24 protein-coding genes and 1 pseudogene are annotated in these 26,366 nt (G+C 69.7%); 12 read left to right on the forward strand and 13 right to left on the reverse strand.

Annotated features, from left to right (window positions below; translation table 11 throughout):
- Positions 1 to 28 precede the first annotated feature (28 nt).
- Complete coding sequence (locus ACX25U_RS38235) at positions 29 to 421, reverse strand: TauD/TfdA family dioxygenase (protein ID WP_454394700.1); 393 nt, start codon at positions 419 to 421, stop codon at positions 29 to 31.
- A gap of 406 nt (positions 422 to 827) precedes the next feature.
- Between ACX25U_RS38235 and ACX25U_RS38240 the strand changes: the two genes are divergently transcribed.
- A complete protein-coding gene (locus ACX25U_RS38240; protein ID WP_454386893.1) occupies positions 828 to 2,933 on the forward strand; it encodes a hydantoinase/oxoprolinase family protein in 2,106 nt (701 codons plus the stop codon).
- A 3-nt stretch (positions 2,934 to 2,936) separates the two neighbouring features.
- Complete coding sequence (locus tag ACX25U_RS38245) at positions 2,937 to 5,222, forward strand: hydantoinase B/oxoprolinase family protein (protein ID WP_454386895.1); 2,286 nt, start codon at positions 2,937 to 2,939, stop codon at positions 5,220 to 5,222.
- A gap of 330 nt (positions 5,223 to 5,552) precedes the next feature.
- Here the strand turns inward: ACX25U_RS38245 and ACX25U_RS38250 are convergent, their stop codons facing one another.
- The 8 genes from ACX25U_RS38250 to ACX25U_RS38285 all read right to left on the reverse strand — a co-directional run bounded on the left by ACX25U_RS38250 (position 5,553) and on the right by ACX25U_RS38285 (position 13,099).
- Complete coding sequence (locus ACX25U_RS38250) at positions 5,553 to 6,620, reverse strand: phosphotransferase family protein (RefSeq protein ID WP_454386897.1); 1,068 nt, start codon at positions 6,618 to 6,620, stop codon at positions 5,553 to 5,555.
- Positions 6,610 to 7,395 carry an enoyl-CoA hydratase/isomerase family protein gene (locus ACX25U_RS38255; protein ID WP_454386899.1) on the reverse strand — a complete coding sequence of 262 codons (786 nt, stop codon included), beginning with the start codon at positions 7,393 to 7,395 and terminating at the stop codon, positions 6,610 to 6,612. Before ACX25U_RS38255 ends, ACX25U_RS38250 begins: the two co-directional genes overlap by 11 nt.
- 167 nt (positions 7,396 to 7,562) lie before the next feature.
- Positions 7,563 to 8,411, reverse strand: a complete 849-nt coding sequence (locus ACX25U_RS38260) for a 3-hydroxyacyl-CoA dehydrogenase family protein (RefSeq protein ID WP_454386901.1) — start codon at positions 8,409 to 8,411, stop codon at positions 7,563 to 7,565.
- Between the two features lie 33 nt (positions 8,412 to 8,444).
- Complete coding sequence (locus ACX25U_RS38265) at positions 8,445 to 9,647, reverse strand: acyl-CoA dehydrogenase family protein (RefSeq protein WP_454386903.1); 1,203 nt, start codon at positions 9,645 to 9,647, stop codon at positions 8,445 to 8,447.
- Complete coding sequence (locus ACX25U_RS38270; RefSeq protein WP_454386905.1) at positions 9,647 to 10,423, reverse strand: SDR family NAD(P)-dependent oxidoreductase; 777 nt, start codon at positions 10,421 to 10,423, stop codon at positions 9,647 to 9,649. Before ACX25U_RS38270 ends, ACX25U_RS38265 begins: the two co-directional genes overlap by 1 nt.
- Positions 10,420 to 11,277 (reverse strand): CoA-transferase, encoded by an 858-nt coding sequence (locus ACX25U_RS38275; protein WP_454386907.1) that lies wholly within the window; start codon positions 11,275 to 11,277, stop codon positions 10,420 to 10,422. The genes ACX25U_RS38270 and ACX25U_RS38275 overlap by 4 nt, the downstream gene beginning before the upstream one ends.
- A 2-nt stretch (positions 11,278 to 11,279) precedes the next feature.
- Positions 11,280 to 12,188, reverse strand: a complete 909-nt coding sequence (locus ACX25U_RS38280) for a CoA transferase subunit A (protein ID WP_454386909.1) — start codon at positions 12,186 to 12,188, stop codon at positions 11,280 to 11,282.
- A 113-nt stretch (positions 12,189 to 12,301) separates the two neighbouring features.
- Positions 12,302 to 13,099, reverse strand: coding sequence for an enoyl-CoA hydratase/isomerase family protein (locus tag ACX25U_RS38285; RefSeq protein ID WP_454386911.1), 798 nt, complete (start codon positions 13,097 to 13,099; stop codon positions 12,302 to 12,304).
- 130 nt (positions 13,100 to 13,229) lie between these two features.
- Between ACX25U_RS38285 and meaB the strand changes: the two genes are divergently transcribed.
- From meaB to ACX25U_RS38330, 9 genes and pseudogenes are all read left to right on the forward strand, one after another.
- Positions 13,230 to 14,234 (forward strand): methylmalonyl Co-A mutase-associated GTPase MeaB, encoded by a 1,005-nt coding sequence (meaB, locus tag ACX25U_RS38290; RefSeq protein WP_454386913.1) that lies wholly within the window; start codon positions 13,230 to 13,232, stop codon positions 14,232 to 14,234.
- On the forward strand, positions 14,231 to 15,898 hold the full coding sequence (locus tag ACX25U_RS38295) for an acyl-CoA mutase large subunit family protein (protein WP_454386915.1): 1,668 nt from the start codon (positions 14,231 to 14,233) through the stop codon (positions 15,896 to 15,898). The genes meaB and ACX25U_RS38295 overlap by 4 nt, the downstream gene beginning before the upstream one ends.
- 47 nt (positions 15,899 to 15,945) lie before the next feature.
- Entirely contained in the window at positions 15,946 to 16,353 is a 408-nt protein-coding gene (locus ACX25U_RS38300; RefSeq protein WP_454386917.1) for a cobalamin-dependent protein, read from the forward strand.
- A 147-nt stretch (positions 16,354 to 16,500) separates the two neighbouring features.
- Complete coding sequence (locus ACX25U_RS38305; RefSeq protein WP_454386919.1) at positions 16,501 to 17,310, forward strand: SDR family oxidoreductase; 810 nt, start codon at positions 16,501 to 16,503, stop codon at positions 17,308 to 17,310.
- Positions 17,311 to 17,321: 11 nt separating this feature from the next.
- A pseudogene (locus ACX25U_RS38310) lies at positions 17,322 to 18,310 on the forward strand (formylglycine-generating enzyme family protein).
- A 328-nt stretch (positions 18,311 to 18,638) separates the two neighbouring features.
- Entirely contained in the window at positions 18,639 to 18,944 is a 306-nt protein-coding gene (locus ACX25U_RS38315) for a sulfatase-like hydrolase/transferase (RefSeq protein WP_454394702.1), read from the forward strand.
- A gap of 239 nt (positions 18,945 to 19,183) precedes the next feature.
- On the forward strand, positions 19,184 to 19,363 hold the full coding sequence (locus ACX25U_RS38320; RefSeq protein WP_454386921.1) for a hypothetical protein: 180 nt from the start codon (positions 19,184 to 19,186) through the stop codon (positions 19,361 to 19,363).
- 39 nt (positions 19,364 to 19,402) lie between these two features.
- Complete coding sequence (locus ACX25U_RS38325) at positions 19,403 to 19,831, forward strand: hypothetical protein (RefSeq protein ID WP_454386923.1); 429 nt, start codon at positions 19,403 to 19,405, stop codon at positions 19,829 to 19,831.
- 140 nt (positions 19,832 to 19,971) lie between these two features.
- Positions 19,972 to 20,715, forward strand: coding sequence for an SDR family NAD(P)-dependent oxidoreductase (locus ACX25U_RS38330; protein ID WP_454386924.1), 744 nt, complete (start codon positions 19,972 to 19,974; stop codon positions 20,713 to 20,715).
- Between the two features lie 82 nt (positions 20,716 to 20,797).
- Here ACX25U_RS38330 and ACX25U_RS38335 read toward each other — a convergent pair whose 3' ends face one another.
- From ACX25U_RS38335 to ACX25U_RS38350, 4 genes are all read right to left on the reverse strand, one after another.
- Entirely contained in the window at positions 20,798 to 21,250 is a 453-nt protein-coding gene (locus tag ACX25U_RS38335; RefSeq protein ID WP_454386926.1) for a nuclear transport factor 2 family protein, read from the reverse strand.
- Positions 21,251 to 21,358: 108 nt separating this feature from the next.
- Positions 21,359 to 21,886 carry a VOC family protein gene (locus ACX25U_RS38340; protein ID WP_454386928.1) on the reverse strand — a complete coding sequence of 176 codons (528 nt, stop codon included), beginning with the start codon at positions 21,884 to 21,886 and terminating at the stop codon, positions 21,359 to 21,361.
- Entirely contained in the window at positions 21,883 to 23,034 is a 1,152-nt protein-coding gene (locus tag ACX25U_RS38345; protein ID WP_454386929.1) for an acyl-CoA dehydrogenase family protein, read from the reverse strand. The genes ACX25U_RS38340 and ACX25U_RS38345 overlap by 4 nt, the downstream gene beginning before the upstream one ends.
- Positions 23,035 to 23,085: 51 nt before the next feature.
- Positions 23,086 to 24,633 (reverse strand): class I adenylate-forming enzyme family protein, encoded by a 1,548-nt coding sequence (locus ACX25U_RS38350; protein ID WP_454386931.1) that lies wholly within the window; start codon positions 24,631 to 24,633, stop codon positions 23,086 to 23,088.
- Between the two features lie 129 nt (positions 24,634 to 24,762).
- Here ACX25U_RS38350 and ACX25U_RS38355 point away from each other — a divergent pair, with 129 nt between their 5' ends.
- Positions 24,763 to 26,280, forward strand: a complete 1,518-nt coding sequence (locus tag ACX25U_RS38355; RefSeq protein WP_454386933.1) for a class I adenylate-forming enzyme family protein — start codon at positions 24,763 to 24,765, stop codon at positions 26,278 to 26,280.
- Positions 26,281 to 26,366: the final 86 nt, after the last annotated feature.

Below are 26,366 nucleotides of genomic sequence, written 5' to 3' on the forward strand. Positions count from 1 at the left end.
GATATGCCGTCACCTCCTCCAGGTGCCGCTACGCATCCTCGGGCACCTCGCCCCAGGCCGCGCGCATGTCCGCGTACCCGGTGCCCCCGCCCTCCTCGAGCGCCTCGATGCAGCACAGCATCGACACCTTGGCCGAGACCGGCTTGAACGAGCTGCCGGAGTGACAGACCTCGTTGTCGCCGAGGCAGCGCACCGGCGGGTGGCTCCGGTCGGTGATCAGCTCCCCGTTCTCGTCCACGTTCGAGATGTCGAGCACGATCGGTTTCCCGATGAGGTCCGCGCTCATGGTCTCGTCGGTCTGGTGCTCGATCTCCTCGGAATTCCGTGCGAACGCGATGTGCTCGTCCCGGCTTAGAACACCAGGTTGGCCAGTTCGCCGGTGAGGTACTCGATCTTCATCAAGGCTACTTCGGCCCCTCATCTCCTCCTGCGGGCCGGGCGGCGCACCGAGCGCGTCCACCGGCCCGGCGGGCGTCCGGACAGGGGTTGGTGCTCGCCGCTCGGGCTGTGAGGTCCCGGCGAAGGTAAGTGACCTAACGTCGGACGTCAATGGGTAATGCAAATGCTGTCCGCCGTCAGCTTGTACGGCGACATGCCCCCTTTGGGGTGCCGTGGGCCGGAGGCGGAGTGCATGCTAGCCACCGGTTCCTTGTCTCTTGTCCACTGCCGTTCAACGTGACATGTTGAGTTTTCTGACGGCCGTCGGCGGTGCGGCAGGCGAGGCAGCGGCCTGCCTGACGGCCCATCCGGCCAGGTGCGGCTGCCCGGGCAGCACCGCCATGACCTCGTTCGAAAACCCCGATCCCCGACTGACAGGGAGAAGCGCCATGCGCATCGGAGTGGACATTGGAGGCACCTTCACCGACCTGGTTGTCGAAGACGACACCGGCACCCGGAGAACCTGGAAGGCCTCCAGCACCCCACCGGACTTCGGCGCCGGTGTCCTGGCCGCCCTGGATCTCGCCGCGGCCGACCTCGAGACCAGCACGGCGGAACTCCTCACGGCTACCGCCCAGTTCGTCCACGGCACCACGGTCACGACCAATGTCGTCCTGACCCGCACCGGCGAGCGGGTCGGACTCATCACCACCCGCGGTTTCGCCGACACCTACCCCCTGGCCCGCCAGTACCGAGGGCAGGAACAGGACCCGTCCAAGGTCACCCACCCGGTGCCGCTGGTCGACGCCGCGGACACCGTCGAGGTCACCGAACGCGTCGACTACGCGGGCCGCGTGGTGGCTGGGCTCAACGAGGACGACCTCAAGAAAGGCGTGCGGCACCTGCTCGACCAGGGCGTGCGGTCCTTCGCGGTCTGCTTCCTGTGGTCCTTCCGCAACGCCGAGCACGAGCGCAGGGCCAAGGAGCTCATCCTTGAACTCGCCCCCGATGCCTATGTCTCGATCTCCTCCGAGACCTGCCCGGTCCTCGGCGAATACGAGCGGACCAGCACCACCGCGATCAACGCCTACGCGGGACCCGCCCTCAAACGCTATGCCGAGCGCCTGGACCAGAACCTGCGCGACGGCGGCCTCAGCCACCCCATCCTGCTGATGAAGTCCGACGGCGGCGCCGCCAGCATCGCCAGCGCGGTCACCGCGGCGGCGCAGACCGTGTACTCCGGCCCCGCGGCCGGTATCGTCGCCGCGCAGCAGCTCGGCGAACGCCTTGGCGAGCAGAACCTCATCACCTTCGACATGGGCGGCACCAGCACCGACGTGGCGCTCATCCACCACGGCCGGGTCCAGACCACCTCCCTGCAGCGTCTCGACCGGCAGGCCCTGGCCGTCCCCATGATCGACGTGACCTCCGTCGGCGCGGGCGGCGGCTCGCTCGGCTGGGTGGGGGTGGACGGCACCTTGCGGACCGGCCCGCAGAGCGCCGGAGCCCTCCCCGGTCCGGCGTGCTACGGCCGAGGCGGCACCCAGGCGTCGGTCACCGACGCCAACCTGGTGCTCGGTCTGCTGGATCCCGGTTACTTCCTCGGCGGGCGGTTCCGGCTCGACCGCGACGCCGCCGAACGGGGCGTGGCCGAACTGGGGGAGCGCACCGGTCTTTCCGCGCCCGCCGCCGCGCACGGGATGTTCCGGGTCGTCAACTCGGTGATGACGGACGCCATCAGGCTGCGCACCGTCTTCGCGGGGCTCGACCCGCGCGATTTCGCCCTGGTCTCCTTCGGCGGGGCCGGCGGTCTGCACTGCGCCGCCGTCGCCGCGGACCTCGGCATCCGCAAGGTGATCGTGCCGGCGATGGCCTCGGTGTTCTCCGCCGTCGGGCTGGTCAGCAGCGACGTGGTCTACAGCTATGCGAAGTCCACGACGACCTCGGTGGCGGCCGGCGGCGGGATCACCGACGACGCGCTGGAGAGTGTGAACGCCATCTTCGCCGAACTCGAAGCGCGCGCCCGGGCCGATCTGGGGCAGCACGATGTGCCTGAGGAGGAGTGGAGGATTGAGTACGGGCTGGAGCTGTCCTACCTCGGCCAGATCCTCAACTTCCAGATCGAGGCCCCGGCCCGGCCGCTCGGCTATGGCGACATCAAGGACCTGGTCGCCGAGTTCGACAGGCGGTACCGCGAGGTGTACGGCCCCGGCGCCGCCTCCCCCGAGAACGGCTACATGCTCAAGACCTACACGGTAACCGGCACCGGACGCATCCAGCGTCCGGCGGCCGCCCGGCAGTCCGCCGCGAAGGCGGGCGGCGAGGGGTTCGTCAAGAAGGGGACCCGGCGCGCGGCGGCCGACCTCGACAGCCCGAACTTCACCGACATTGCCGTCTACGACGGCCTCGCGACGGCGCCCGGCTCCGTCACGGCCGGTCCGGCGCTGATCGAGTACCCGGACACCACGGTGCTGGTCCCCGCCGGATTCACCGCTGCCGTCGACGAGTTCGCCAACGTCGTTCTCGAACAGTCCGAGCAGAAGCGAGAGGGCTGACCCATGACGATCCACACGGATGCCCCCACGGACAGCGTCGCCGCCGAGGAGCACGACCCCGTCCTGTCCCAGATCATCTACAACTACGAGCTCACCTTGAACCAGGAGATGGGCCGGGCGGTGGTCAACCTCTCCGGCTCCCCCCTCTTCGTCGGCGCTTCCGACTTCGCCTGCGGCTGCCTGGACGCCGAGGGCAACATCCTGACCAGCATCTCCTGGTCGCTTCAGATGGGCTACGCGGTGTCCAACACCGTCCGCGCCTCGCTGCGCCGCTACGGAGACGACATCCACCCCGGCGACATGATCTTCTGCAACGACCCGTACGAGGGCGGCGGGCTGCACTCCTCCGACGTGGTCGTGGTCGCCCCGGTCTTCGCCGACGGCGAGCTGTCGGCGTGGGTCGGGGTGTCGGCCCACGTCACCGATGTCGGCGGCGCGGTTCCCGGCGGGTTCTCCGTCGAGCCGATGGAGTGCTACGGCGAGAACATCCGCTTCACCCCGGTCAAGTTCTACGAAAAGGGCGTCTACCGCGGCGACATCGTGGACGCCTTCCTCACCAACGTCCGGCTCCCGGAGCGCACCGGTATCGACCTCAAGGCCCTGATGGGCGCCACCTGGATCGGGCGCGAGCGCATGGAGGCGCTGTTCGCCCAGCACGGGGCCGACCGGATCCGCGCCGTCCACGCCGGCCAGATCCAGCAGTCAGAGCGGGCGATGCGCGAACGCCTGGCCGCGCTACCGGACGGCGTGTACGAAGGCGCCGCGCACATGGAGCACGACGGCGCAGAGGACCGGATCTACACCATCCGCATGCGGGTGACCAAGGAAGGCGAGTCGATCACTTTCGACTACACCGGCACCGACCCGCAGTCCCCCGGCATCCTCAACTGCGCGGAGGTCGGCAGCACCGGCAACGTCGTCGCGGCGCTCGCGACCGTGGTCGCCCCGGACATCCCCTTCAACGAAGGGCTGATGCACCCCGTCGAGATCGAATCGCCCGTCGGCACCCTGGTCAATGCGATCAAGCCCGCGCCCATCTCCGGCGCCACGATCTACGGCGCCTGGTTCGGCACCGACGCCATCCTCGAGGCGCTCAACTACATGGTCGCCGGGAACCTCGAGCACGAGCAGCGGCGCACCGGCCCGTGGGGAAGCTGGACCTTCGCCTGGCTGCACTGCACCAACCAGTACGGAGAGCCCTGGTTCTTCAACATCTTCACTGCCGGTGGCGGCGGCGCCTCGGCGATGTCGTTCCGGGACGGCGAACCGGCCATGATGGGCGTGCAGACGGTCGGCTCGTTCACGGCCAACATCGAGGACTACGAACTGCAGAGCCCGGTGCTCTTCCTGGACCGGTCCTTCGCCGCCGACACCGGGGGTGCCGGACGCTACCGGGGCGGGCTCGCCCTGCAGTCGCTGGCCGTGCCCTGGGACACCTCCAAGTGGGACACCGTGGTGTTCCACAACCGGCTGAGCACCCCCTCCTCGGCCGTCTCCGGCGGCCAGTCGGGGGCCGGGTCCTCCCTCCGGTTCTCCCGGGGCATCCGCGACGACGTGCGCGACCGGTGGAGCAGGGGCGAGCCGCTGCCGATCGAGGATTACGCCGAGGGCGCGGAGCGGACACCGACCCGGGCCAGGGGCCTGGTGATCGACGGCCAGGACGGCTACTACATGCGCGCGACCGGCGGGCCCGGGTACGGCGACCCGCTGGAGCGGCCGGTTGAGGAGGTCGCAGACGACCTGCGCCGCGGGTTCGTCTCCCCCGCCACGGCCCGCGACGCGTACGGTGCCGTGCTCACCGCGGAGAACACCCCGGATCCGGACGCCACGGCCCGGAACCGTACCGAGATCAAGCGCCGCCGGGCGGCCCTGCCGACCGCGGCCGAGGCACTGGCCGCGCTGCGCGGCAGCCGGTCGGCGGCCCCCGGAGGCTCCGCCGACATCGCCACGACGCAGGTCCTGGGCGAGTACCTGGAGGTCGACCCGGCCGGGATGTACCGGTGCCGGGCCTGCGGGCACGAGTTCTGCGACGTGCGCGACAACTGGAAGTGGCACGCCGCCTTCGAGCAGGCACCGGTGAGCCCGGAGTCCGTGCAGACCCCGATCCGTGAGCGTGACGACCTGTATTACCGCCGGTACTACTGCCCCGGCTGCGGGGTGCAGACCGAGACCGAGGCCGCGCTGGGGGACGAGCCCCCGCGCTGGAACTTCCGCCCGCTGTCGGTCTGGCGCGCCCAGCAGGAGCAGACGGCGGCAGGGAAGTCCCCGGAAGCGGCGCCGGTGAGCTGACCTGATGCGAGGGGCACCCGCGGTGACGGAACAGGGTGACGAACACGGAACGGGCCGCCACTTACCCGGGCGCCGTCGTTCGGCATCGGCGCGCGGGGCGGGCCCGGGCAGAACGGTGGACGGCCGCGGCAGGCCGGCACCGGTCGGGGTGCCGTTGCCCGGAGGGCCGACGACCCTGTTCATCGGCCCCGGCACAGCCTCCGGTGCACTGGCGGGCCCGGCAAGGCATCGCGGAAAGACAGGAAAGACAGGAAAGACAGCGGAAAGACAGACAGCCTCGGGTGCCGTTCCCCGCCAGGGGAACGGCACCCGAGGAAACGGCGCCGGGCGTCAGACCCAGGCAGTCGAACCCAGCACGGCGAGGCCGGCTTCGACAAGGCCGGGGACTGCGGCCCCCGCCTTCTCGAAGCCCTCGCCGACCGTCTGGCCCGCCAGGTACCGCGAGTGGATGCCTTCCGCGATCACGGCCAGTTTGAAGTAGCCGAACGCCACGTAGAAGTCGAGCGCGGACAGGTCGAGCCCGGAGGCCGTGGCGTAGGCGTCCGCCAGGTCGCGGCGGCCGGGGAAGCCGGGGTTGGCGCTTACCGCGTGGCGGGTGCCGGTGACGTTCTCGGTGATCTCGTCCCAGTACACGAGCATCAGGCCGAGGTCGGTCAGCGGGTCGCCCAGGGTGGACATCTCCCAGTCGATGACCGCGGCGATCCCGGTCGGCCCGCCCTGCTCGCCGGGGGCGAAGATGACGTTGTCGAGGCGGTAGTCGCCGTGGACGACGCTTGCGCGCTGGGCCTGCGGCACCGCCAGCTCCAGGCGGCGGACCAGCTCGTCGATCCCGGGCAGCTCGCGCGTCGCCGACAGCGACCACTGGCGGGCCCACCGCGAGACCTGCCGGGCGACAAAGCCCTCCGGGCGGCCGAAGCCCTCCAGGACGGCCGGGTCGGTGGTGTGCAGGGACACCAGGACGTCGACCAGGTGGCGGGCGCAGCGGGCGGCCACGTCCGGGGCGAGGTCGCGCGTGTCGTCGGCGCCGCGCAGGACCGGGCCCTCGACCCGCTCCATGACGTAGAAGTCGGCGCCGAGGATGTCGTGGTCCTGACACAGCACCACGGGTCCGGGGACGGGTACGTCGGTGTCGTGCAGCGCGTCGATGACCCGGTACTCGCGGGCCATGTCGTGCGCGGTCGGCAGGACATGGCCGACCGGCGGCCGGCGGAGCACCCAGTCCCCGCGGCCGTCGGTGAGCCGGTAGGTGAGGTTGGAACGGCCGCCCGCGATGAGGGACGCCCGCAGGGGTCCCGCCAGACCGACGGCCGCGTCCAGGTACGGGGTCAGCCGGTCGAGGTCGACGCCGACCAGGCCGGTGTCGGCGGATCCGGCGTCCGCATGGGCGTCAGCGGCCACTGAACTCGGCCTTTCCCACACCGTTCTCCACGAAGCTCGTCATCCCGATCGTCCGGTCCTCGGTCGCGAACAGCCCGGCGAACAGGCCCCGTTCGAGCTCCAGGCCGTGGTCGAGCGACGTCTCCAAGCCCCGGTCGACGGCCTCCTTGGCCGCGCGCAGGGCCAGCGCCGGGCCGCGGAGGTAGGGCGTGGCGAGCTCCTTCGCCTTCTGAAGAACCTCGTCAGGCTCGACCACGTAGTCGACAAGTCCGGTCTCCAGCGCCTGCTGCCCGCGGATCATCCGGCCGGAGAAGATCAGGTCTTTCGCCCGGGAGGCCCCCACCACCCGGGGCAGGCGCTGCGTCCCGCCGGCACCGGGGATCACGCCGAGCAGGATCTCCGGGAAGCCCAGCTTGCTGTTGACCGCGCAGACCCGGAGGTCGGCGGCCAGGGCGAGTTCGAGGCCGCCGCCGAGCGCGAAGCCGTTGATCGCGGCGATGACGGGCATAGGCAGCCGCGCAAGCGCGGTGCACGCGTCGCCGAGCGCGCCGGAGTCGCGGACCGCCTTGCGGTAGTCCCAGCCCAGCATCTCCTTGACGTCGCCGCCCGCCGCGAAGACCATCGGGCCGCCGGTGACGACCGCCGCCCGCGCCTCCTCGGACCGGCGCACCTCGTCCAGGACCTCCATGAGCTCCCGGACAAGGTGCCGGTCCAACGCGTTGACGGGCGGTTGGGTGAGGGTGATGGTCGCGAGCCCGTCGCTGATGTCGAGCGCGACCCGAGTTCGTTCGCTCATCGAAAACTCCTTGCATGGAATGCCCCGGTTTCAGCCGAGGCGGAGGGTGACTCCCGCCAGCGACGGAGGAAGCGCCCCGGGGCCGGTGTCGTCGCATAGCGGTCAGCGAAGCGGAGACCCTGATCCGCGAGGGAAGGAACCCCCCTCCGTTAGGAGGGGGGACGATGTCAGGAGTGGTCGTACCAGCCCTTGCCGGTCTTGCGGCCGTGGTCGCCCGCGCCCGCCATCCGGACGGACAGCTCCGGCGGGTAGAACTTGGGGTCGACGGTGTCGGCGAAGATGTTCCGGGAGGCGTTGACGAACACGTCGACGCCGGTGAGGTCCATCGTCTCCAGGGGGCCCATCGCGTGGCCGAAGCCCAGGCGGCAGGCGGTGTCCACGTCCTCGGCCGTGGCCACGCCGGACTCCACCAGCTTCACGGCTTCGACGCTGAGCGCGACGATCAGCCGGGTGGTGACGAAGCCCGCGATGTCACGGTTGACGACGACGCAGGTCTTGCCGAGGTCCTCGGCGAACGACTTGGCCCGCTCCAGGGTCTCGTCGCTGGTCTTGAAGCCGCGGACGATCTCGCACAGCCGCATCATCGGCACGGGGGAGAAGAAGTGGGTGCCGACGACCTGCTCCGGACGGCTCGTCACCGAGGCGATCCGGGTGATCGGCAGGGCGCTGGTGTTGGTGGCCAGCACCGCGTCCTCCCTGCAGATCTTGTCGAGCTGCCGGAAGACCTCCTGCTTGACCTCCAGCTTCTCGAAGATCGCCTCGACGGCGACATCGGCGGTCGCGGCCGCATCCAGGTCGGTGGTCTTGGTGATCCTCGCCAGCGCCGCGGCGGCGTCGTCGGCGGAGATCTTCTCCTTCTTCGCGAGGCGCCCCAGCGAGGTCTCGATCTCGCGCAGTCCGCGGTCGAGCTGTTCGGCGCTCAGGTCCTGGAGGACGACGTCGTAACCGCCGAGCGCGGCAACCTGGGCGATACCGGAGCCCATCAGGCCGGCGCCGACGACTGCAAGGTTGGGCACGGGAGTTCCCTTCATCGTGGTCGAACAGTGGAGTCAGCGGGCTTCGCGGGCCGCCGAGCGGCGGCGCACCGCGCGCCGGGCGAGCGACATGCGGTGCACCTCGGAGGCGCCGTCGTAGACCCGAAACGGGCGGACCTCGCGCAGGTACAGCGACAGCGGCAGGTCATGGGAGATACCGAGGGCGCCGTGGATCTGGACGGCCCGGTCGACGACCTGCCCCACCGCCTCCGCGACGAACGTCTTGGCGATGGACGTCTCGGCGGAGCCGCGCTCACCCTGGTCGAGCACCCAGGCGGCATGGGTGATCAGGCTGCGGGAGGCGGCCAGATCGATCTCGTTGTTGGCCAGCATCTGCTGGATCATCCCGAGATCCGCGAGCTTGCTGCCGAACGCGTCGCGCTCGGACGCCCGGTCGAGCGCCATGTCCTGGGACCGCTCGGCGAGGCCGAGCCAGCGCATGCAGTGGGTGAGCCGGGCGGGGGCCAGGCGCACCTGGGCGTACGCGAACCCGAGGCCGACCTCGCCGAGCACGGCCTCGGGCGGGACCCGGCACTCGTCGAAGACCACCTCGCAGTGGCCGCCGACGAAGCCGACGTCGAGGCTGCCGATGTGCCGGGTGACCCGCATCCCGGGGTTGTCGGCGTCGACGAGGAACATGGTGGCGCCCGCGGCCTGGCCCTCGTGTTCAGGGGTGCGGGCCATGCAGATCGTCCACGCCGCCCCGTCGGCGCCGGTGATGTACCACTTGGTGCCGTTGATGACCCAGGCGTCGCCGTCCCACCGGGCCGCTGTCTTCAGCATGGAGGGGTCGGACCCGGCGCCGGGGCTCGGCTCGGTCATCGCGAAGCAGGACCGCACGGTCCCCTTGACCAGCGGGGCCAGGTACTTCTCCTGCTGCTCGGGCGTCGCCACCTTGTGCATCAGGTGCATATTGCCCTCGTCGGGCGCCGCGCAGTTGAGCGCCAGCGGGCCGAGCAGGCTGTACCCGGCCTCGCGCAGGATCACCGACTGGGCGGAGGTGGACAGGCCCAGGCCGCCGAACCGCTCGGGCCCGGTGGGCGACAGTAGGCCCGCGGCGGCAGCCCCCTTCTGGAGGCTGCGCCGCAGGTCGTCGGTCGGACCGGAGCTCGAGGCGGCCATCGCCAGTTCGGCCGGGACCACCTCGTCCCGGATGAACGCGCGGACGCGCTCGGCCAGCTCCAGGGTGGCGTCGTCGGGCGTGAGGTCGACGGCCATTACTGGGCCGTCCAGCCGCCGTCGACGATCAGGGAGGAGCCCGTCATGTAGCTGCCCGCGTCGGACGCGAGGAGCAGCAGGGCTCCGACCAACTCGTCGGAGTCGCCCAGGCGGCGCATCGGGATGCTGGAGAGCGCGGCGGCGTTGGCCGCCTCGTCCGCCTGGATCGCGGCCGTCATGTCCGATTCGACCAGGCCCGCCACCAGCGCGTTCACCCGGATGCCGCGACGGCGCGTCCACTGCATCGCCAGGTCGCGGGTGATCCCGAGCAGGCCCGCCTTGGAGGCGCTGTAAGCCGCTTGGGGAGCGTCGGTGGAGACCATGCCGAGCACGGACGAGATGTTGATGATGGAGCCGCCGTGGCCCGCGGCGATGCACGCCCGGCCGAAGGACTGCGCCATCTGGTAGGCGCCGGTCAGGTTGACCTGGAGGACGCGGGCGAACTCGGCCGGGTCGTCCTTGTGTGAGGGCACGACCCGGGCGATCCCGGCGTTGTTGACCAGGACGTGCACGTCGCCGAGCTGGTCGCGGGCCGCCGCGACCAGAGCCTCGCAGTCGGCCGGGTCGGCGACGTCCGTGGGCACGGCGATGCAGCGGCGGCCCAGCGCCTCGACCTTGCCCTTGGTCTCCTCCAGCAGCTCCGTACGCCGCGCGCCGAGCGCGATGTCGGCGCCAGCCTGGGCCAGGGCCAGGGCGAACGTGACGCCCAGGCCCGAGGAGGCACCGGTGACGATGGCGGTCCTGCCTTCCAGGCTGAACCGGTCGAAGACGCTCATGACGCGTTCACCTTCGCGCTGGCCCTCTCCCACTCGGCGTCGAGGATGCCCTTGAGGTAGGACAGCCGGTCCTTGCCGGAGACGAAGTCGAACTTCACGGTGCCGAACGGGTCGATCCTGTTGCGCAGCAGGTCGAGCTGGTCCTGCGTCGGCTCGGCCGTGACTGGCACGTCCGCCGGGACCTCCAGCTCGAAGCCGGTGTTGTCGACGACGGTCTGGACATCGACGCCCGGGTGCACGCTCTCGATGCGGAACGGCCGGTCGTCCTCGTCCTTGACCAGGACGGCGAGGTTGGTCACCACGACGATCGGACCGGGCTGCAGGCCGGCCTCCTCGCGCGCCTTGGCACCGACCTTCCAGCGGGTGCCGGTGACAAAGCCCACCTTGTCGACCAGCGTGCGGGAGTTGTGGTTGCCGAAGTAGGCGATCATCTTGCGGTACATCTTGATCACCTCGGCCGCGCCCGCGCCGCCGGGGAGGCGGACCTTGGGGGCGTCGAACGGGCCGATCGTGGAGAGGTTGATCGCACCGTCGCCGTCGAACTGGGCGGAGGAGACCGCCTCGACCCCGCCGTGGTTGGCGAGGTGGATCGAGTTGACCTCGGTCAGCATGCCCCAGCGGGCGGCGGCGCCCTTGTACGCCGACGCCTCGGCACCGGTGAACGACAGCTGGATCGGGGCCATGCCCACCGCGTCGAAGCCGACCAGGTAGGCACCCTTGGCGTGGGTGAGCTTGGCGAGCATGTACGAGGCGTAGGCCAGCGGGGTGAACGACCCCATGACGGTCACGCCCTGCTCGTCGACCTCGGCTGCGACCCGGCAGGTCATCAGCTCGTGGATCTCGTAGTCGGTCATCCTCAGGCTCCTTCGATGACTTCGGCGGCGTCGACGAGCGCGTGCAGGACGGTGTCGCGGTCCTTGAGCACCCGGGTGCGGTAGTCCGCCTCGCTCTCGCCGCGGATCTGGTCCACGTAGTCAAAGAACGAGGGGCCCCCGGCTGCAGCGGCGTACTCCATGATCTCCCAGGCGTCCAGGGCGTAGCGCGGGACGTGCGAGGTGGGGTGGGCACCGAACGGGGCTTCGATGACCGCTTCGACGTAGAAGCCGGGGAGCTTGGTCATGTGCGAGTTCTCGACGATCACGCTGCGGTCGACGATCTCCTCGCAGGTGACGATGACCTTGCGCGCCGCCTTCGCCATCTCGACGTCGGGGCCCGAGGTGTTGTCCCACTGCGCGTTGCCCTCGGCGTCGGCGCGCAGCGCGTGCACGATCGCCACATCCGGCTGGATGGCGCGCACCGCGGTCAGTTCCTCGCCGGTGAACGGGCACGTGGTGGTCGAGTAGATCTCGGGGTATCGGGCCGGGATGTCGGAGCCGAACGGGCCGCGGTAGGGCAGGAACGGCACGCCGCGGCCCTGCGCCTCCAGGCCGATGAGCAGGCCGAGGCCGGTGTACTCGGTGAACGGCAGCTTCCCGGACTCGATGGCCTTGCGCACGTTCGGGGCGAGGCCGAAGGCCTCCAGGGTGACCATGGCGAACGACAGGTGGCCGAGCGTCCCGGCCGCGGCCAGCAGGTCCATGTCGGCCGAGCCGACAACGGTGATGGCGTGGATGTCCTTGCGCCCGGCGCGGATCAGCTCGCGGACCGCCGCCATCGGGTGGTTGGCGAACCAGCCGCCTCCGAAGGCCACGGAGTCTCCGTCGTGGACGAGGTCCCCGAGCGACTCCAGGGGGACCACCTTGTCGGGCATCTTGCTCTCGCTCATGGCCTCACCACAGCTTTCCGGTTGGACACGGTTCCTCCTCGGCGGATCACAGGGGAATAATCTACCGTTGAACGTCAAATGTGTAAAGCTCGGGTCGGGTGGGTCCGGAGGGGTCAGCGCTCCAGGCCCCGCAGGCCCTTCGAAGTCATGAAGTCGGAGATCGACTTCCAGACCTCGTCCTGGCGGAGCATGACCTGGTCGGCGATGGCCTCGATGTCCGCGGCGCGCCGGGGGTCGAGCCGGGGCCCGGACTCGATGGCGACGGAGGCGAAGTACGCCGACGGCCAGGGCAGCGACTCGACCGCGGTCGCGATGCCCTCCAGCTCCTCCTGCAGCTTGTCGTGCTCGACGACCCGGCTGACGATGCCCGCGCGCAGCGCCTCCTCGGCGCCCACCACCCGTGAGGTGAGGATCATGTCCTTGGCGAACGCCTCGCCGGTCGCCCGCGACAGCCGGCTGGTGCCGCCCACGTCGGGGACGATGCCCATCCGCATCTGCGGCATTGCGAACACCGCCCGGTCGCTGGCGATACGGATGTCGCAGGCCAGAGCCATCTCCAGGCCGGCGCCGATGACGGGGCCGTTGATCGCGACGACGCTCGGCTGGGCGACGCGCTCGAAGCGGTCGACGATGTTCGCCCAGCGGCGGATGAACGAGGGGTAGCTGCCCTTCTCGACCTCCAGCGAGGCACCGATGGCCCCGAAGTCGACCCCCGCGCAGAACGCGGGGCCGTTTCCGGTGAGCGTCACCACGCGCAGGTCGTCGCGCATCTCGACGCCCGCCATGACCCGGTCCAGGTCGTCCCAGGCCTCGAAGGTGAGGGCGTTGCGCTCGTCGGGGCGGTTCAGTGTGATGTCGAGGCGCGTGCCGGAGTCCCTGACGGTCAGGGTCTTGAGGTTATCGGCTGCCATGTGCATCTCCCGGGGTAAACATGCCATGTAACGTATGACGTTAGCCTAGTCGCGCCTGACCGGGGTCCTGGCGCTCCCGTAGGATATATGTAAGACTGACGTTGAACGTAAGAAATTAACTCTGATGGGGATGTCCGTGGAAGCTACGACGAGCCCGGCAGGTGAGGTCGCCGCCGGAAGCGTGCTGCACGCCGGACGGCTGATCACCCAGATCGAGAACGGGTACGAAGGCGCCCGGGAAACGCTGCGCGAGCTGGCACCGCACTGCGGGAAGGCGCAGATCATCGGCGTGACCGGTCCGCCGGGCGCAGGCAAGAGCACCCTGCTCGCGGCGCTGATCCGCGAGCTGCGCGGCCAGGGCCGCACCGTCGGCGTCATCGCCGTCGACCCGTCCAGCCCGTTCAGCGGCGGCGCCCTGCTCGGCGACCGGGACCGGATGCTGGAGGCGTCGAGCGGGGACCGCGAGGTCTTCATCAGGTCCATCGCCTCCCGGTGCGCCTCGGGCGGGCTCGCCGCCGCCGTCAACGACGCGGTAGACGTCATGGACGCGATGGGCAAGGACGTCGTCATCGTCGAGACCGTAGGCGTCGGCCAGGGCGAGTTCGACATCGCCAAGATCGCGCACACCGTCGTCCTGGTACTCGTACCCGGCTACGGCGACTCCCTGCAGGCGATGAAGGCCGGAATCACCGAGATCGCCGACGTCGTCGCCGTCAACAAGGGCGACACCCCCGGCGCCGAGCAGACCTCCAAGGACCTGAACGCGCAGGGCTTCGAGCGGACCGGACCGCCCGGCACCGAGCCGTGGCCGGTCCCCGTGCGCAAGGTGTCCGCGCTGCGCCAGGAGGGCACCGCCGAACTGGTGGCGGCCGTGGACGAGCACTACGCCTTCACCGGCTCGTCCGAGTGGCGCACCGCGGGCGAACGTGCCCGCAGGCACGCCCAGTTCGTCGCCTTCGTCGGCGACCGGCTCCGCGACGAGCTGCTCGGCCCGGCGAGCGCCGAACTCGACGACGAGCTGCTGGCCGACCCCTACGGGGCGGCCGAACGCTACGTCGAGGCACTGATCAGTGCCCACCGCCACATGGCCACCCGGCCTCGAATCGGGACAGAGCCAGGATTGGAGAAGTCGTGACATCCCTGCTGAGCGCGAAGTTCGAGGCCGCGAAGGAGGCGTGGGCCGCCCGCCGCGCCCGCTACGCCGACAAGCTGCGGCCCGCCAAGACGATCTCCGGCCTGCCGGTGAAGACGGTCTACACCCCGGACGACGTGGTCGACTCCGACCTTGAGGAGATGCCCGGCGTCTACCCCTTCACCCGCGGCCTGCACCCCGACGGCTACGCACTGACGCCGTGGATGCAGCAGATGGTCTTCGGCTACGGGACCATCGAGGAGACCCGCCAGAAGATGGAGAAGATGGTCGCAGAGGGAATGGAGGGATACTTCGGCCACAAGGTCTTCAACACCGTCTACGACGTCCCGTGCATGTACGGCATCGACGCCGACCACCCCGAGGCCGTCGGCAACATCGGCCAGTGCGGTGTGCACATGTCCACCGGTGACGACTACGACGAGCTGGTCCGCGACTGGGACCTGAAGTCCACCAACTTCTCCATGATCACCGGCGACAACTGCCTGCCCGCGCTGGCCCTGCTCGCCGCCGCCGTCGAGCGCCGCGGCGAGCCTACCCAGCTCATGCACGGCAACTCCATGAACTGGTACCCGCGCATCGCCGTCCAGGACGTGCCGTCGTGGGAGCCCAAGTGGGGCTACGCCCTGATGGTCGACCTGATCAAGTGGGCCAAGGACAACGCGCCCGACTGGAACCCGGTCAATATCTTCATGTACGGCCTGTCCGAGGCCGGCGCCACCCCGGTCCAGGAGCTGGCCTACGGCCTGTCCTGGGGCAAGTCGATCATCGACGCCGGTCTTGAGGCGGGCCTGGAGCCCGACGAGTTCATCGGCCGCCTGTCCTTCCAGATCGGCTGCACGGTGAACGTCTTCGAGGAGGTCGCCAAGTTCCGGGCGCACCGCCGGATGTGGGCGAAGCTGTGCAAGGACGCGGGCGTCACCAAGCCGTCCAACATGTTCGCCCGTGTGCACGTGCACACCAGCGGCTACGTCCTCACCCAGCAGCAGCTGATGAACAACAACGCCCGCATCACGCTGCAGACCCTGGCCGCGGTGCTCGGCGGCGTCCAGTCGATCCACACCTGCTCGTACGACGAGGCCGTCGGCGTGCCGACCGAGGAGTCGCACCGCACCGCGCTGCGCACCCAGCAGATCCTGATGTGGGAGAGCGGCCTGCGCGATGTGGCCGACCCGCTGGGCGGCTCGTACTTCATCGAGAAGCTGACGGACGAGATGGAGGCCGAGGCCTGGAAGATCTACGAGGAGCTCGAGGCCGCCGGCGGCTACCGCAAGGGCCTCGAGACCGGCGAGATCAAGCGGAACATCGACAACGCCTCGTACGAGATGAAGAAGCTCATCAACAGCGGTGAACTGCCGGTCGTCGGCGTGAACCGATACGTCTCGGAGGACAAGGAGAACTACGAGCCGTTCCGCATCGACGAGACGATCGAGACCAAGGCCAAGGCACGCCTCGACGCCTACCGCGCGAGGCGCGACCAGGCCGCCGTCGACGCCGCGCTCAAGGACGTCCGGGACGCATGCCAGGCGCTCAAGGACGGCACGGGTCCGCTGATGCCGGCCCTGGTGGAGGCAGCCCGCAAGGGTGTCACGAACGGCGAGATGATGGTGCCGATGCGCGAAGCGTTCGGCTGGTACGTCAGCGAATGAGCCCGCACGCCGGAGCGAATCGCACATCACACAAGGAGTAGTGGACCGTGTCCAAAGAGCACATCAAGGTCCTGCTGGCCAAGAAGAAGATCGACGTCCACGGGCGCGGCTCCAAGCTGATCGCGCGGGAGTTGCGCGACGCGGGCATGGAGGTCGTCTACTTCCGGTTCGGCGTCCCGGAGGAGATCGCCGAGGCGGCGCTCCAGGAGGACGTCGACGTGGTCGCCGTCAGCATCATGACCAGTGGGCAGATGCAGATCGCCCGTGAACTGATCCCGGCGCTCAAGGAGCGCGGTATGGACCAGGTTCTGGTGATCATGGGCGGCATCATTCCGGAGGTGGACTTCGAGCCGCTGCAGGAGATCGGCGTGCACCGCAGCTTCCCGCCCGGGCTTCCGGGCGGCGTCGTCGCCGAGTACATCCGGGACAACGTCGGCACGGCGACGCTCACCTGACCCCGGCGGCACCGGCCATAAGTGCGGATGGCCGGTGCGGGGCGGGGCAGGCCGTGGTGAGCCGGCCTGCCCCGACGCCCCGATCAGACACCAGTTCTTGACAGCAGACCTCAAGCGGCAGCGAGAGGTGATGACAGGAGGGCCCAGATGGCTGCGTTGGCGGGAGTGGACGGCAAGGGGATCGTCGTCACCGGAGGTGGCGGCGGGCTGGGCTCGGCCATGGCGGCGGAGCTGTGCCGGCTCGGGGCCCGCGTGGTCGTCTCGGGCCGCACCAAGGACACCCTGAACCAGACCGTCGAGGCGATCGACGCGGAGCTCGGCCCGGGCAAGGCGTTCGCCGTGACCGCCGACGTGCGCGACCCCGCGTCCGTCGCGGCGCTGCTCGACCAGGCCACGGAGCTGCTCGGCGCGGTCGACGGCCTGGTCAACAACGCCTCGGGCCTGTTCCCCGTGAAGGCGGAGGACCTGACGGCCAACGGTTTCGACGCCGTCATCAAGATCGTGCTCAACGGCACCTGGCACTGCACCTCCGAGGCCGGCCGCCGCTGGCTGGCCGCCGGGCGCGGTGGAGCGGTCGTCAACGTGCTGACCCCGTACGCCTGGATGGGCGCCCCCGGCATCGTGCACAACGCGTCGGCCAAGGGCGGCGTCCTCGCCATGACCCGCACGCTGGGCGCCGAGTGGTCCGGCCGCGGCGTCCGCGTCAACGCCGTCGCCCCCGGCTGGATGCCGGTCGGCGGCACGGACTTCCTCGCGGGCGACCCGGCGGTGCGGCAGCGCCTGATCGACGCCATCCCGGCCGGGCGCCTGCTCAAGCCCGAGGAGACGGCGCGCGCCGTGGCGTACCTGCTCTCCGACGACGCGTCCTACGTCGTCGGAGAGGTCCTGACCATCGACGGCGGCCACCACCTGTCCAAGGGGCTCTACGAGTTCACCGACGAGTTCCCGGGCCGCTGAGGGAGGCTGCCATGACCGGATGCTGCACCCCCCGCGCCGACGCCCCCGGGCCGGGTCCCGACCCGCGGTCGCGGGCGGATGCCGAGGCGCCCCGCCCGTCCGGGCCGCGCCAGGCGGCCGCGGTCGACGGCATGGTGGCCATCGCGGGCGGGACGTTTCTGATGGGCGACGACCGCGACGAGGCGTTCGCCGCCGACGGCGAGGGCCCCGTGCGCGAGGTCGAGCTGAGTCCGTTCCATCTCGACGCCACAGCGGTCCCGAGCGCGCGGTACGCGGAGTTCGTCGCCGCGACCGGCCATGTGAGCGACGCCGAACGGTTCGGTTGGTCGTTCGTCTTCGCCGGTTTCATGGGCTCCGAGGCGCGGCGCCACATCCTCCCCGGCCGGATGGCGGGTCCGCCGTGGTGGCTTTCGGTGCGCGGCGCCACCTGGCGGTCGCCGGAGGACCCGGGTTCGACCATCGAGGAGCGCTCGGACCATCCGGTGGTGCACGTCTCCTGGCGGGATGCGGACGCGTACGCGCGCTGGGCGGGCAAGCGCCTGCCGACCGAGGCCGAATGGGAGCGTGCCGCCCGCGGCGGCCTTGAGCGGGCCCGATTCCCCTGGGGGGCGAACTGGAGCCAGCAGGCGAGCACCGGTGCAACTTCTGGCAGGGCGACTTCCCGGACCACAACACCGGGGCGGACCGTTACCTGGGCACCGCGCCTGTCACCGCCTTCCCACCCAACGGGTTCGGACTCCACAACGTCGCAGGCAACGTCTGGGAGTGGTGCGCCGACTGGTGGAGCACGACCTGGCATGTGCCCGCTACCCCTCCGACGCGAAAGAACCCCCGGGGTCCGCACGAGGGCGCGGAGCGGGTCATCCGCGGCGGCTCGTACCTGTGCCACCACTCCTACTGCACCCGGTACCGCGTGGCCGCGCGGACATCCAGCACCCCGGACAGCACGACGGGCCACATGGGCTTCCGCTGTGCCTCCGGCGCGGCCGATCCGGCCTGATCCGAGGTAGCCCCACCTTATTCGACGCCTTCCAAACATCAACCTCTATCTCGCTATTGACGTTGGACGTTAATCCCCCATGCGGTCCTGCCGGTCGCTCACCCGACGAAAGGGCTGTCATGGCTGGTGCAGGTCCGTATGCGGGTTTTGAGGGGAAGATCGGTCGGACGTTTGCGGGGTCCGGGCCGTGGTGGCCGCCGAGGTCGCAGGCGCCCAGGGGTGCGCCGAACGTTGTTGTGGTCCTTGCCGATGACCTGGGCTATTCCGATCTCGGGTGCTATGGGTCTGAGATCGCGACTCCCCATCTGGATGCGATTGCCGGTGGGGCCTGCGGTACGCCAACTTTCATGTGACGCCGCTGTGTTCACCGACTTGGGCGGCGCTTTTGACGGGGCGTAATTCCCATGCGGTCGGTGTGGGGATGGTCAGCAACATCGACCCGGGTTTCCCGGGTTACACGTCGGAGTTGCCGGCGAACCAGCCGACCATGGCGGAGGTGATGCGGGGCAACGGCTACAGCACCCTGATGGTCGGTAAGTGGCATCTGTGCAAGGACTCGGATCTCAACGAGGCGGGTGACAAGAGCTCCTGGCCGTTCAGTATCCGGAGGGCTACTACCTCACCGATGATCTGACGGACCGTGCACTGCGGATGATCCGTGAATCGACGGCAAGCGCCTGGCCCAGGAGACTTTCCCGCAGTTCACCGGCCTGATGCCCTTCTCCGGGATTGATGTCGGCATGGACCGAAGGTCCCCCGTGTCCTGGGAGCTCTACAGCACCCACGGCTCCTCCCCCTACATCGACAGTTCCCTGGGGGCAGGGCCTGGTCGCCTACGCCGGGTTCAACAGGATCGAGCTGTTCCAGCCGCTGGTGCGCTCCGGGTACGACCTGCCGCGCAAGTCCGAGGGCTGGAAAGGCGTCATGAAGGACCTGGACGGCGCCAAGATCGGGGTGGTGGCGCGGGGAGGGGCAGCCGAGTTCCTCACCAGGGCGCTGTTCGAGCAGGTCGGCCCGGACCCCGACAAGCAGACCTACATCCCGACGCAGTAGTCCGCGGCCCTGGCCGCACTGTCCTCGGGCCGGATCGACATGGCCCTGGTCACCGAGCCCACCTCCACCCAGGCGCTCCACGACGGCATCGCAGTGCAGCCCTTCCTTATCGGCGAGGACTCGAGCCCCCCGGAGATGAGGTGGGGATCGACGATCCTGGTCTCCAGCCGCGCCTACGCGGAGAAGAACAAGGAGCCGCTGTGCCGGTTCAAGAAGCTGTACGGACAGGGCATCGACTACATCCGTGACCCCGCCAACCGCGACAAGGTCCTTCAGGCGCTGATCCGCGAGACCAAGACGGACAAGGAGGTCGCGGAGAAGGCACTGGACCGGGCCATCGCCACCTATCCCGAGACCGTCGATGTGAACCCGGAACTGTGGGATCCCGTCTTCGCCTTCTACCACAAAATCGGTCAGGCGAAAAAGGCCTACACCAGCAGGGAGTACGCCATGGACGTGTGCGGATGAGCGCGGACCGAGCTTGCCAGCGGTCCCGGTCGTCCCATGACTCCACCACCACCATATCCATCTGATGACCTGGTGCGCCGGTCGCGATGGCGGCCGGCGCACCGTACGAGGGGAGAACCGTGTCAGGTACGGGAAGGCTTATGGGCAAGGTCGCGGTGATCACGGGGGGTGCCTCCGGGCTCGGTCTGGCGACCGTCGAGAGGTTCTCCGAAGAGGGCGCCACCGTGGTGGCCGTCGACCGGGACGCCGAGGTACTGGGGAAGGCTACCGGGGAGCTCCCGGGGGTCAGTGCCCGTGTCGCCGACGTCTCGTCCGCCGAGGAGATGAAGGAGTTGGCCGAGTCGGTACTCCGCGAGCACGGCAGGGTGGACGTGGTGTTCGCCAACGCCGGGGTGGAGGGCGTAGGGACGGCGGGGGAGGTCAGCGAGGAGCACTGGCAGCGGGTCATCGACGTCAACCTCACCGGGGTGTGGCTGACGTCGAAGTTCTTCCTGGCGTCCATGGTGGAGGCGGGAGGCGGCTCCGTTATCAACACCGCCGGCGTCGGCGGCCTGGTCGGGGTGGCCAAAATCTTCCCCTACGCCGCCGCCAAGGGCGGGGTGATCGCCATGACCCGGCAGATGGCCGTCGACTACTCGCCCCACGGGGTCCGGGTGAACGCGATCTGTCCGGGCACGGTCGTGACGCCTCTGGTCACCCGCAACTGGGAGCAGAAAGGGCAGAACCCGCAGGAGCAGACCGAGCGGCTGGCTGCCCGGCACCTGGTCAGGCGGGCCGGTGAACCCGCGGATGTGGCCTCGACTGCGCTGTTCCTGGCCAGTGACGACTCCTCCTGGGTGACCGGCACCACCATCACCGTCGACGGAGGGCACACCGCGGTGTGACCGGCCGCCGGGCAAGCGCAGGGGCGGGGCTTCCCGAGGGAAGCCCCGCCCCTGTTGCGTACGCGCCGGAAAGAAGCGGTCGTCAGCCGGCCTCGGTGCGCGGGTGCGGGTGCCAGCGGGCCGAGCCGTCGGGCTTGACGCGCCGCAGGAAGGCGAACGAGCGGCTGGCGAAGCGCCAGCCCTCCTCGGTCCTGACCAGGTTGTCGGTGTAGACGCCGGTGAACGCGAAGGCGTTGCCGTCGGCGTCCTCGGCGTTCTCGGTGATGTACCACGTGGCCGTCGCGGTGTCGCCCGCGACGTCGATGTGGCCGCTGTGGGTGAGCTGGATCAGCCGCTCGAAGTTCTTGAGCAGGTTGTGCAGGACGGCGCTGATCGCCTCCCGGCCAGTCGCGGCCGGGACGCCGGGGACGTGCCACTCGCCGTCCTCGGTGAACAGGTCGCCCAGCTCCTTGGGGGCGCGCCGGTTGACCGCGTCGGTGAAGCGGGCGGTGAGATCGCGGATCTCGATCTGGCTGATGGCGTGGTCGGAGGCCATGGTGCTCCTGAGGTGGGGACGATGGGGGTGGGTCCGCGGCGGCGGCCGAGGCCGCCGACCGCCGGTCGGTGCTGCTCGGGCGCCGGGGTTGGTTCCCCCGGACCGGGGTCACGGGCTGGGGAGTCCGCAGCCGTTGGGTGCCTTGCCGGCGAGGACGTCGTCGAGCGTGTAGGTGGTGGCGGGGCCGTAGTTGGGGCCAGGGCGGGCGAGCTGCAGCAGTGTGCCGAAGGCCTCACGCGGGTGGATGAAGACCTCGTGCCATTCGGGGTCGGCCTCTGACGCTCCGTGCACCCGGTAGCCGAGCCCTTCCAGGGCGGCGATGGTCCCCGGCATGTCCGTGACCGTGAAGGTGATATGGTGCTGCCCGCCCAGCGGGTTGCGGCGCAGGAAGCTGTCGAGGAACGTCGAGCCCTCCAGCGGCTCCAGGAGTTCGACCTTGCCGCCGCCGCGGAAGGTCAGCTGGAGCCCGCGGTAGCCGACCCTGGCGTTGTCGCCGCCGAGGTAGAACTCGCCGCCGAGCGTGTCGCGGTAGAGTGGCAGCAGGTCCCTGATCCGGCGGGCGGCCACCGCGACGTGGTCGAACGCGGCGTCCAGCGGAAGCCCGGGGACGGCTGCGGCGGCGTCCGGAGCGGTCACAGGCCGCGCCTGCCGAGCTGCTTGGCGATCATGTTGCGCATGATCTGGTTGGTGCCGCCGGCGATCTCGTAGAGCTTGGTCTCGCGCCAGTAGCGCTCCATGCCGTACTCGACCATGTAGCTGTAGCCGCCGAGGATCTGCATACCGCGGTTTGCGCACCTGGTGCCGGCCTCCGAGCCGTACACCTTGGCCATCGACGCCTCCATGGTGCAGTCGAGGCCCTGGTCGAGCTTCCAGGCGGCCTGCCAGGTGATCAGCCGGGAGGTCTGCACGTCCATCGCCATGTCAGCGAGCATGTGCGCGACCGCCTGGTGCTCGATGATGGGCTTGCCGAACTGCACCCGCTCCTTGGCGTACTTGAGCGCCATGTCGAGCGCGCCCTGGCCGAGGCCGGTGCCCTCGGCGCCGACGTAGATGCGCTCGCCGTTCATGAGGCCGAAGATGATGGCGGCGCCGCCTCCCAGCTCCCCGACCAGGTTCTCCTTGGGCACCCGGACGTCCTGGAGGAAGACCTCGCAGGTGTGGGTCGCCTGCCCGGCCAGCTTGCGCAGGGGCCGGACCGTCACGCCCTCGGTGCCCTTGGGGACCAGCAGCACCGACATGCCCTTCGACGCGTTCGCGTCCGGGTCGGTGCGCACGAAGGCGAAGATGTACTCGGCGCTGTCCGCGCCGGTGGTGAAGACCTTCTGGCCGTTGATGACGAAGTCGTCGCCGTCGCGGACGGCCCGGGTGGACAGGTGGGCCAGGTCCGAGCCGGCTTCCGGCTCCGTGAGGCCCATGGCGATGCGGACGCTCCCGTCCGCGATCCGCGGAAGGATCTCCTTCTTCTGCTCATCGGTCCCGAACCGGGCGATGCCCTTCGCGCAGAACGTGGCCGTGGGCAGCCAGGCGTAGGCGAGCGCGGCGCTGGCGCGGGCCACCTCCTCGACAGCTATACAGATCGAGATCTGGTCGGCGTCCGAGCCGCCGTACTCCTCGCCGAAACCCATGCCGCACAGGCCGATCTCGGCCGCCTTGCGGTACAGCTCCGAGTTGAACTCCTCATCGCGGTCAAAGCGTGCGACCTCGTCGATCGGGGCCTCGGCTTCGAAGAACTCCCGGAGGGTCGTGCGCAGTTGCTGGTGCTCGGCGCTGATCGTGAAGTCCATACCGTCTTGTCTCCTGGCGGGTGTGCTGCTGGTGGGGGAAGGGGCGACGGCTCAGCCGCGTGCGGTGCGCTCGGCGCGGAGTTCCTTCTTGAGGATCTTGCCGGTGGCGCTGATCGGGAGCCTGTCGACGAACTCGACCGAGCGGGGCTTCTTGTAGCCGGACAGGCGCTGCGCCGCGAACTCGATCAGTTCGTCCTCGGTCAGGACGGACCCGGTCCTGCGCAGCACGACGGCGTGGATCGCCTCGCCCCAGCGCTCGTGCGGGACGCCGATGACGGCGCACTGCTCCACGTCCGGGTGGTCCTGCAGGACGCGCTCGACCTCGACGCTGAAGACGTTGATACCGCCGGTGATGATCATGTCCTTGAGGCGGTCGACGATGGTGATGAAGCCCTCGCTGTCGATGACCGCGACGTCTCCGGTCTTGAACCACTCGCCCTCGCGGCTCTTCGCGGTCTCCTCCTCCATGCGGTAGTAGCCGGGGGACATGGAGTCGCCGCTCAGCCAGATCTCGCCGGAGGTCTTGCCGTCGTGCGGCACGTCCTCGCCGAGCGGGTCGACCACGCGCAGCTTGATCAGGACAACGGGCTTGCCGACGGACGACAGCTGCCTGATCTGATGCTCGGTGCCCTCGGTGAACTGGTTCTCCAGCCGCAGGACGGCGCCACACGAATAGCTCTCGGCCATGCCGTACAGCGGGTAAATGACATTGCCGATGATCTGGCGGGCCCGCTTGAGGACGCCCAGGACGTACGGCGACCCGCCGGAGATGATCCCGCGCAGGGAGGAGAGGTCGTAGTCCTCGACGCCCGGCTGCGAGACGACCATCTGGACCATCGTGGGCACGATGATCGTGTTGGTGACCTTGTACTCCTGGACCAGGCGTGGGAACTCCGCCGGGTCGAACGCCCGGGGGACGACCGTGCGTCCGCCTTTCATCAGCACCGGATGCAGTCCGGCCGGGCCGCCGGGGTTGAAGAACAGGGGGATGCACTGCAGGGCTGTGCCGCACTCGGGGGTGGGCAGCTCGGCTGCCCAGTTGAGCATCGCGGCGATGGCGTTGCGGTGGGTGAGGATCGCGCCTTTGGGGATGCCGGTCGTGCCGCTGGTGGCGCCGAGCTGGTAGATGTCGTCCTCGTCGATGGCGACGGCGGGGGGCTCCGCGGGGGCGGCCTCGATCAGCTGCTCGAGGTCCAGGTCGAAGGGGTGGTCGCCGCCGAAGCCGATGATCCGCTTGGCCGACTTGACGTCCGGCAGCCAGGCGCGGGCGGTCTCGGCGAGCTCGGCGTGCACGAGGACCGCGCTCGGCTCGACGTACGAGAGATACGAGGAGAGCTCATAGGGTGCCAGGCGGATGTTGGTGGCGGCGCCGATGATCCCCGACTTGGCGGTAGCGAAGAAGAACTCGACATACTCGCCGCAGTTCGGGGCAAAGATCGCGATCCGGTCGCCTTTGGTCAGGCCCAGGCCGGTCAGCGCGTTCGCGAACCTGTCGGTACGAGCGTCCAGCTCGGCCCAGGTCCGGGTTGAGCCCCCCGGAACGACCACAGCATGCTTGTCGCCGAAGAACTGGGCGTTGCGGCGGACAATATCGCTCACCAGCATTCCTGTACTCCTCGCGTGCTCGGGCCGAGCTTGCCCTCTGGCGCTCGAAACAGCGCCACTGTAGCCTGATCTAACGCTGTACGTAATATGTCGGTTGCCATTTCATGAGGCGTGGGTGGTGGGATGCGTTACCTCGATCTGGTCCGCGCTGCGGCGACCCGGTTCCCGGATAAGGCGGCGGTGGTCGGCAACGGCCGTCGACTGACCTTCGCCGAGTTGGACGGCCGGGTGGGACGGCTGGGGGCGGCCTTCCGCGCCATGGGCCTGAAGCCCGGCGACCGCGTGGCGCTGCTCGCCGCCAACGAGCTGGAGCACCTGGAACTGCAGGCCGCCTGCCTGCGCTCCGGCTTCGCACTGGTGCCGATGAACAACCGGCTTACCGAGCGCGAGCTGAGCTTCATCCTCACCGACTGCGACCCCGCCCTGCTGGTCCTGGGCCGCAACGAGGAGAAGCGGGGAGCGGCACTGGCCGGGCAGCTCGGCATCGCCAACCTGCTCGCCCTCGGCAACCCGCAGGAGCTGCCGTCGTACGACGCGGCGCTTCAGGCCGCGCGCCCGGACCCGGACGCCGACCCCGGTGACCCGGAGCTGCCCGCGAAGATCATGTACACCTCGGGCACGACCGGCTCGCCGAAGGGCGCCGTGGTCGACCGGCTCGGGTTCACGGCCCGGGTGATGATCAACGCGGTCGACCTGGAGACGCGGTCCGGCGATGTGCACCAGGCCTGCCTGCCGATGTTCCACATCGCCGCGTTCCTGTCCTACGCGCACACCGTCGTCGGGGCCACGGTGGTGATGCTGCCCCAGTTCGACCCGGCCGAGGCGCTCGCGACCATGCAGCGGGAGCGGGTGACCACCACGGTGCTGGTCCCCACGACGATCGCCATGGTGCTGGACAGCCCCGCCATCGAAGGGGCCGACTTGTCCGCCCTGCGCCTGATCATCTACGGCGGCTCTTCGATCGAGCCCGGACCGCTGCGCCGGGCGATGGACCGCTTCGGCTGCGACTTCCACCAGCAGTACGGCATGACCGAGACCGGAGGCCAGACTCTGCTGCGCCCGGCCGACCACGACCCGGCCGACACCGAGCGCCTGGCCTCGGCCGGCACCGAGGCGGTGGGCCTTGAGGTGCGTGTGGTCGACGACGAGGACGTACCGGTCGCCCAGGGCGAGGTCGGCGAGATCGTCTGCCGGGGGCCGTCGGTGATGCTCCGCTACTGGAACCGGCCCGAGGCGACCGCGGAGGCGCTGCGCGGCGGGTGGATGCACACCGGCGACATGGGCTACCGCGACAGTCGCGGCTACCTGCACATCACCGACCGCCGCAACGACATGATCATCACCGGAGGGGAGAACGTGTACCCGCGCGAGGTGGAGGCGGTGTTGATCGAGCACCCCGGCATTGCCGAGGTCGCGGTCGTCGGCGTGCCGGACCCCAAGTGGGGCCAGACGGTCACCGCCGTCGTGGTGGGCGAGGTCCCCGCGGACGATGAGCTGACCGCCTGGGCGAAGGAGCGGCTGGCCGGCTACAAGGTGCCCCGCCGCTGGATCCGCGTCGACGAACTCCCGCACAACGTCACCGGCAAGGTGCTGAAGCACAAGCTGCGCACGATGCTGTCGGACAGCGCCGGGGCCCGCTGACGCCGTAGCAGCCGCGCCGCGGACACCGTCGCAAAGGTGTCCGCGGCGCGCATTTCATCGCACGGGGTCTCACCGCAAGAGACCGC

Source organism: Streptomyces sp. JNUCC 63, assembly GCF_054366325.1.

What these genes read in the sequence shown, in the direction of transcription:
- ACX25U_RS38235 (WP_454394700.1), bottom strand. Translation starts at nt 421, where the DNA reads ATGAGGGGCCGAAGTAGCCTTGATGAAGATCGAGTACCTCACCGGCGA.
- ACX25U_RS38240 (WP_454386893.1), top strand. Translation starts at nt 828, where the DNA reads ATGCGCATCGGAGTGGACATTGGAGGCACCTTCACCGACCTGGTTGTC.
- ACX25U_RS38245 (WP_454386895.1), top strand. Translation starts at nt 2,937, where the DNA reads ATGACGATCCACACGGATGCCCCCACGGACAGCGTCGCCGCCGAGGAG.
- ACX25U_RS38255 (WP_454386899.1), bottom strand. Translation starts at nt 7,395, where the DNA reads ATGAGCGAACGAACTCGGGTCGCGCTCGACATCAGCGACGGGCTCGCG.
- ACX25U_RS38265 (WP_454386903.1), bottom strand. Translation starts at nt 9,647, where the DNA reads ATGGCCGTCGACCTCACGCCCGACGACGCCACCCTGGAGCTGGCCGAG.
- ACX25U_RS38270 (WP_454386905.1), bottom strand. Translation starts at nt 10,423, where the DNA reads ATGAGCGTCTTCGACCGGTTCAGCCTGGAAGGCAGGACCGCCATCGTC.
- ACX25U_RS38275 (WP_454386907.1), bottom strand. Translation starts at nt 11,277, where the DNA reads ATGACCGACTACGAGATCCACGAGCTGATGACCTGCCGGGTCGCAGCC.
- ACX25U_RS38280 (WP_454386909.1), bottom strand. Translation starts at nt 12,188, where the DNA reads ATGAGCGAGAGCAAGATGCCCGACAAGGTGGTCCCCCTGGAGTCGCTC.
- ACX25U_RS38285 (WP_454386911.1), bottom strand. Translation starts at nt 13,099, where the DNA reads ATGGCAGCCGATAACCTCAAGACCCTGACCGTCAGGGACTCCGGCACG.
- meaB (WP_454386913.1), top strand. Translation starts at nt 13,230, where the DNA reads ATGTCCGTGGAAGCTACGACGAGCCCGGCAGGTGAGGTCGCCGCCGGA.
- ACX25U_RS38305 (WP_454386919.1), top strand. Translation starts at nt 16,501, where the DNA reads ATGGCTGCGTTGGCGGGAGTGGACGGCAAGGGGATCGTCGTCACCGGA.
- ACX25U_RS38325 (WP_454386923.1), top strand. Translation starts at nt 19,403, where the DNA reads ATGGCCCTGGTCACCGAGCCCACCTCCACCCAGGCGCTCCACGACGGC.
- ACX25U_RS38330 (WP_454386924.1), top strand. Translation starts at nt 19,972, where the DNA reads ATGGGCAAGGTCGCGGTGATCACGGGGGGTGCCTCCGGGCTCGGTCTG.
- ACX25U_RS38335 (WP_454386926.1), bottom strand. Translation starts at nt 21,250, where the DNA reads ATGGCCTCCGACCACGCCATCAGCCAGATCGAGATCCGCGATCTCACC.
- ACX25U_RS38345 (WP_454386929.1), bottom strand. Translation starts at nt 23,034, where the DNA reads ATGGACTTCACGATCAGCGCCGAGCACCAGCAACTGCGCACGACCCTC.
- ACX25U_RS38355 (WP_454386933.1), top strand. Translation starts at nt 24,763, where the DNA reads ATGCGTTACCTCGATCTGGTCCGCGCTGCGGCGACCCGGTTCCCGGAT.